Genomic DNA, 5431 nt, shown 5'->3' on the forward strand with positions numbered 1-5431 from the left:
CACTTGGCTTTTTTCTCGCTTGTTCTGCTTCTCAGTATCCGGTTTTCAAGGTTCTCCGCCTGGGGCCGAAGCCCGAAGCGCAAGGAGATATACTACCCGTGCCCCCGCCCGGCGTCAAGAACTTTTTTCGAAAAGTTTGGATGCCCTCCGCCGGAGCGGCCTCGCGACCTTCGGCGGAGCCGGCGGGCGCCGCAAGGATCCCCTAGCCCGTTCGGGATGGCAGCGTTCCGAACATCGGAGCAAAAGCCAAGCCACGCTGCCCGCACAACAGCAATCGCATATATTAGTATAGACGCGATAGAAACCATGTTGCCCAGACAGGAAACGCCATGCTGAACCGCGAACCGCAGAGTCCCCCGCTTGCGCGCCGATCGGCTGCAAACGAGCTTCGCATTCCCGTGCCCGCTTACGCTGAAAAAGCGCTCGACGCGCTTGAGCGCGCGGGCTACGAATCATGGATCGTCGGCGGGTACGTACGAGACGCCCTCTTGGGACGACCCTGCGCCGACGTGGACATCGCAACGTCCGCCGGATGGCGCGAAACGCAACGCGCCTTCGAGGAGCGGGGACACCGCACGCATGAAACGGGCGTCGCCCACGGAACGCTCACGGTGATCGTGGACGATCGCCCTCTCGAAATAACAACGTACCGCTCCGACGGCGCTTACAGCGACGCGCGCCGCCCGAACCGCGTGACGTTCGTTCGATCCATAGAGGAGGACCTTGCTCGGCGGGATTTCACTATGAACGCCCTTGCCTACCACCCCGTGCGCGGGCTGCTGGATCCCTACGGCGGAGCGGACGACCTTGCATCCTCCACGATACGCGCGGTCGGCGACCCCCAGCGTCGCTTCGCGGAAGACGCGCTGCGCATCCTGCGCGCTTGCCGCTTCGCCTCGCAATTGGGATTCGACATAGACCCGGACACCTTTCAGGGAATGCTCAGCAACAAAGGACTGCTCTGCCGCATATCGGCCGAGCGCGTCACCCACGAGATCGATCGTCTGCTTCTTGGGGAGCATGCGGGACGCGCCCTCGTGGAAACGGCCGACGTTCTGGCGGCCGTGCTGCCCGAGATTGTGGCGATGAAAGGATTCGACCAGCATACCCCCTACCATATATACGATGTTCTCGAGCATACGGCGCACGTGGTGCAAAACGTGCCCGCATACCCTCTTGCACGATGGGCCGCCCTGTTTCACGACATGGGGAAACCGGCGCTGTTCTTCACCGATGCTGACGGCGTCGGCCATTTCTACGGTCATGCCGCGGTCAGCGTCGTGCTGGCGCGGGGCATCATGGGCAGGCTCGCGCTGCCCTCGGCGTTCTCGACGCGCGTTTTGAAGCTCGTCGAGCGTCACGACGACGTCATCGAGCCCACGCCCAAGGCCGTGAAGCGCGCGCTCGCGCGGCTCGACGGGGACACGGAGCTGTTCCATGCGCTCTGCGACCTCAAGCGCGGCGATGCGCTCGGGCAAGCCCCCCGCTGCGCGCAGCGCGTGGGCACGGTCGACCAGCTTGAAGTCGTCCTTGCCAATGTCCTGGCGACCGACGAGGCATTCTCGCTCAAGAAGCTTGCGATAAACGGGCACGACGTGCTCGCCCTTGGCGTACCGCGAGGCCCACTGGTCGGGCAAGTCCTGGCGGCAGCCCTCGACGCCGTGATCGACGAACGCCTGGACAACGACCGCCCGTCGCTTGAAGCCTTCGTCGCAAACTGGCTCGAGCGGCAGAACGAGGCATGACGCGCCACATGCCATGCCTTGAAACTTTTCTCAAAAAAGTTGAAATAAAGGCTTGACGCAGCGCGCTCGACCCCGTAATATACTTTCTCGCGCTCGCACCTCTCTCCAAAAGAAAGAGATGCGCATCGGTAACCCGATGGGGTGTCGTCTAATGGCAGGACAGCGGTTTCTGGTACCGTATGTGAGGGTTCGACTCCTTCCACCCCAGCCATTTTTACGGTATACTGCACAGCGCACCATGTGGCTCCGTCGTCTAGCGGTTTAGGACGCCGCCCTCTCAAGGCGGAGGTCGCCGGTTCGAATCCGGTCGGAGCTACCAAGAAATTGCAGGTCGGAACCTCTCGGTTCCGACCTTTTTCTTTTCTCGGGATAGTACCGTTAGCCGGCAGAAAAGAAACCGGGCTGTTTCCTCATGGTGATCGGTGGCGTACAATAGCCGCGAACCAAGAGAAAAGGACCGCTATGCAAACTGAAGACCCCGGCACGAAAAACAGCAGCACCCCCGTTGAAACCGATCCCGCGTTCGGCGAGCCGGTTCTCATCTGCCCCGGGCTCTACCGCGTGCGCGTGCCGCTTCCCCACAACCCGTTGCAAGCGCTCAACTCCTACATCATCTTGGGCGAGGAAACCACCACCATCATCGACGTGGGGTTCAACCACCCCGCATGCGAAGAGGCGCTCGACGATGCCTTGAACCAGCTCGATCGGTCATGGGACAGCGTCGAAATCGTCCTCACCCATTCGCACCCCGACCATACGGGCAATCTCGACCGCATCTACCGCGACGGCATGCGCGTGTACGCCAACCTCCACTCGTTCAAGGAAGTGGAGAATCTCATGGAGATGCAGGGCAACGTGTTCGGCCCCTTGCTGCGCAAAGCGGCAACCCCGCAGCAAAGCGGCTTGACGTTCAGGAAGGGAAAGCACCGCCTGCACGTATCTGCGGAACTGCTCCCCCTGACGTGCAAGCCCGACCTCATCTACCTGCACGAAGGAGACGAGCTGCACGCTGGCGACTTCACGTTCCAGATCATCGAGACGCCCGGGCACGATCCGTGGCATATCTGCCTGTACGAGCCCGATCGCAACCTCATGATCATCGGCGACCACGTGCTGGAGCGCATCACGCCTTCCGTATCATCGTGGTTCCCGGCCTACAACGCCTTGGAGGAGTTTCTGGAAAGCCTGGGCAAAATGTACTCCTACGACGTCGACCTGGTTCTTCCCGCCCATGGCGCACCGTACGGAAATCTGCGCGATCGCGTGATGTACCTCATTTCGCATCACGAAGAACGACTGCAAGAGCTGTACGACCTGGTGGCAGCCGGCCACACCGACATCGTATCGATTTCCTCGCATGCGAAATGGCGTTACGACAACTGGCGCGAATGGCCGCTCGATCAGAAGTTCTTCTCGATGGGAGAAACCATGGCGCACCTGGTGTACCTGGTGTGCGAGGGCAAGATCAAGCAAACCATCTGCGGCGACGAATACCGCTTCGAACTCCCTTAGAGTCGAGCGGCATCGCAGAAACAGCCGCGGCCCACGAAAGCCGCCGTTCGAAAGGAGCGCGATCGTGCGCATCGATTTGGTAATCGAAAGCGAAAACGTGTTCACCGGAACCAGCGATGCCGCCAAACCTGGGGCTATCGCCATCGCCCAAGATCGCATCGTGGCCGTGGGGTCGCACGACGAGGTGCGCGCCTTCGTTCGAAAGGAGAACGAAGGCGGCGAGCTCCCGCCGGTTCGAGCCATGGGAGACGCCCTTGTCGTTCCCGGCTTTCACGACTCCCATCTGCACTTCTTTCACTCTGCCATCTACGCCTCGCCGCTGGCTACCACGTTTTTGGGAAAGAACGAGGCCGATTGCGTGCAGCGCATGGTCGAGTTCTCGAAGAGCCGCCCCAAGGGATGGCTTCTTGCGCAGGGATGGCGCGAGTACCGATGGGATCCGCCCGTTCTGCCCTCGAAAGCGTCGCTTGACGAAGCGTTCCCCTCCCGCCCGGTCGCCCTCTATTCGGGAGACGCCCATACGCTGTGGCTGAACTCCGCCGCACTCGCAGAGCTGGGCCTCGACCGCACGAGCGTGCCGCCGGCGGGAGGATCGTACGACCGCGACGACGAAGGCGAGCTGACGGGCATCGTGCGCGAAGCGGCGGCCATGGAGCTCATGCCCAAGATCATGGGGTCGTTCACCGACGAGGAGGTGGCCGACGCCTACCGCGGGTTCTTTGCCCGCCTGGCGGAAAACGGCGTGACCAGCGTATGCGACATGTCCCTTATGGCAAGCCCCGGCCTCGACTTCATTCGCGACGACGTGCACGCCTCTCTCCTGGAACGCGGCGAGCTTACGGCGCGCGTGCATCTGTTCCCCACGCTGCTCGAAGACATGAGCCGCTTTGAGACGATGCGCGCAATGTACACGGGGCCGATGCTGCAAGCCCCCGGGTTCAAGCAGTTCTTCGATGGCGTTTCCAGCCAGCATACCGCTTGGGTGACCGAGCCGTACACGAACGCCCAGTTCGAGGGCGACTGCGGACGGCCCACGGTGGAGCCGGACCTCATGCGCTCCTACATCATGGCTGCGGCGAGCAAGGGCTACCCCGTGCGCATCCACGCGATCGGCGATGCCGCCATTCACGCGGCTCTCGACTTCTTCGAAGAGGCGCGCGCGACGTACGGCCCGCTTCCGGATGGGCGGCGCAACTGCTTGGAGCATCTGGAGAACTTCCTGCCGGGCGACATCGAGCGCCTGGCCGACCTGCAAGTGGTGGGCGCCGTGCAGCCTCCCCACATCACGCTTGATCCCGGCGGCCCCGAACGCGATCTGGGACAAGAACGCGTACCGCTCATGTGGCCGTTTCGCACGATGCTGGACGAGGGAGCAACCTTAGCGTTCGGAACGGACTCCCCCGTGGTTGACGTCAACTCCATGAACGTCCTTTACACCGCCGTGACCAGGCAAGACCCGGAAACGCATGCACCTTGCGGCGGCTGGCTCCCCGCCGAGCGCATCAGCATGGCCGAAGCCTTGCGCGCCTACGCGCAGGGCAGCGCGGCGGCGGCAGGACGAGAACGCGAGCTGGGCACGATCGAACCAGGCATGCTCGCCGATGTAACCGTGCTCGATCGCAACGTACTGACCTGCGAAGAAGACGACATCCAGAAAACGCGCGTACTGGCCACCTTCGTCGGCGGTCGCTGCGTGTACGAACGCTAACACACGACTGCGGGGGCGCCGCCCGTACACGGCAGCGCCCCCGCAGTCGAACCGCCGGCCGTTCGGGAATCAACGGCTGTTCGGGAAACGAACGACAGGATCAGTACTCCCACATGTGATCGAGCGGGCCGCTGCCCTTCCCCAGGTTCAAGCCCGCCCCCAAGGCTCCGCGCACGTAGTCCTTCGCGGAGCGCACAGCCTGCTCGATGGTCAGACCGCGCGCCAGCCCGCACGCAATCGCGGACGAGAGCGTGCATCCCGTACCGTGCGTGTTTCGGGTATCCACGCGCGGCGCACGCAGCCAAGTCAACGACCCGTCAGGCAAAGCCAGCACGTCGTCGGCCGAATCGCTTCGATGGCCGCCCTTCACCAGCACCGCCGCAGCGCTCTGCTCGGCGAGCAAGCGAGCCGCGCGCTCCATGTCGGACTCCCCTTCCACGGCGAAACCGCAAAGCGCCGCAGCTTC

At 63.0% G+C, this 5431-nt stretch carries 4 protein-coding genes and 2 tRNA genes; 5 read left to right on the plus strand and 1 reads right to left on the minus strand.

Going from position 1 to position 5431, the window contains the following annotated elements; all coding sequences use genetic code 11:
• Positions 1-329: 329 nt before the first annotated feature.
• The 5 genes from ACMNI9_RS06125 (at position 330) to ACMNI9_RS06145 (ending at position 4965) form a co-directional block, all read left to right on the plus strand.
• A complete protein-coding gene (locus ACMNI9_RS06125; protein WP_418831254.1) occupies positions 330-1745 on the plus strand; it encodes a CCA tRNA nucleotidyltransferase in 1416 nt (471 codons plus the stop codon).
• A 137-nt stretch (positions 1746-1882) separates the two neighbouring features.
• Positions 1883-1956, plus strand: a tRNA-Gln gene (locus tag ACMNI9_RS06130).
• A gap of 31 nt (positions 1957-1987) precedes the next feature.
• Positions 1988-2064, plus strand: a tRNA-Glu gene (locus tag ACMNI9_RS06135).
• A 143-nt stretch (positions 2065-2207) separates the two neighbouring features.
• Positions 2208-3257: an MBL fold metallo-hydrolase gene (locus ACMNI9_RS06140; protein WP_418831255.1), complete on the plus strand. Its 1050-nt coding sequence runs from the start codon at positions 2208-2210 to the stop codon at positions 3255-3257.
• Between the two features lie 64 nt (positions 3258-3321).
• The gene (locus ACMNI9_RS06145) at positions 3322-4965 is read left to right on the plus strand and encodes an amidohydrolase (RefSeq protein WP_418831256.1); all 1644 of its coding nucleotides are present in this window, start codon (positions 3322-3324) and stop codon (positions 4963-4965) included.
• 100 nt (positions 4966-5065) lie between these two features.
• Here the strand turns inward: ACMNI9_RS06145 and thiD are convergent.
• A partial coding sequence (gene thiD / locus ACMNI9_RS06150; protein ID WP_418831258.1) for a bifunctional hydroxymethylpyrimidine kinase/phosphomethylpyrimidine kinase occupies positions 5066-5431 on the minus strand: 366 nt, incomplete at its 5' end.

This window comes from Paraeggerthella sp., assembly GCF_048427265.1.
Lineage (GTDB): Bacteria > Actinomycetota > Coriobacteriia > Coriobacteriales > Eggerthellaceae > Paraeggerthella > Paraeggerthella hominis.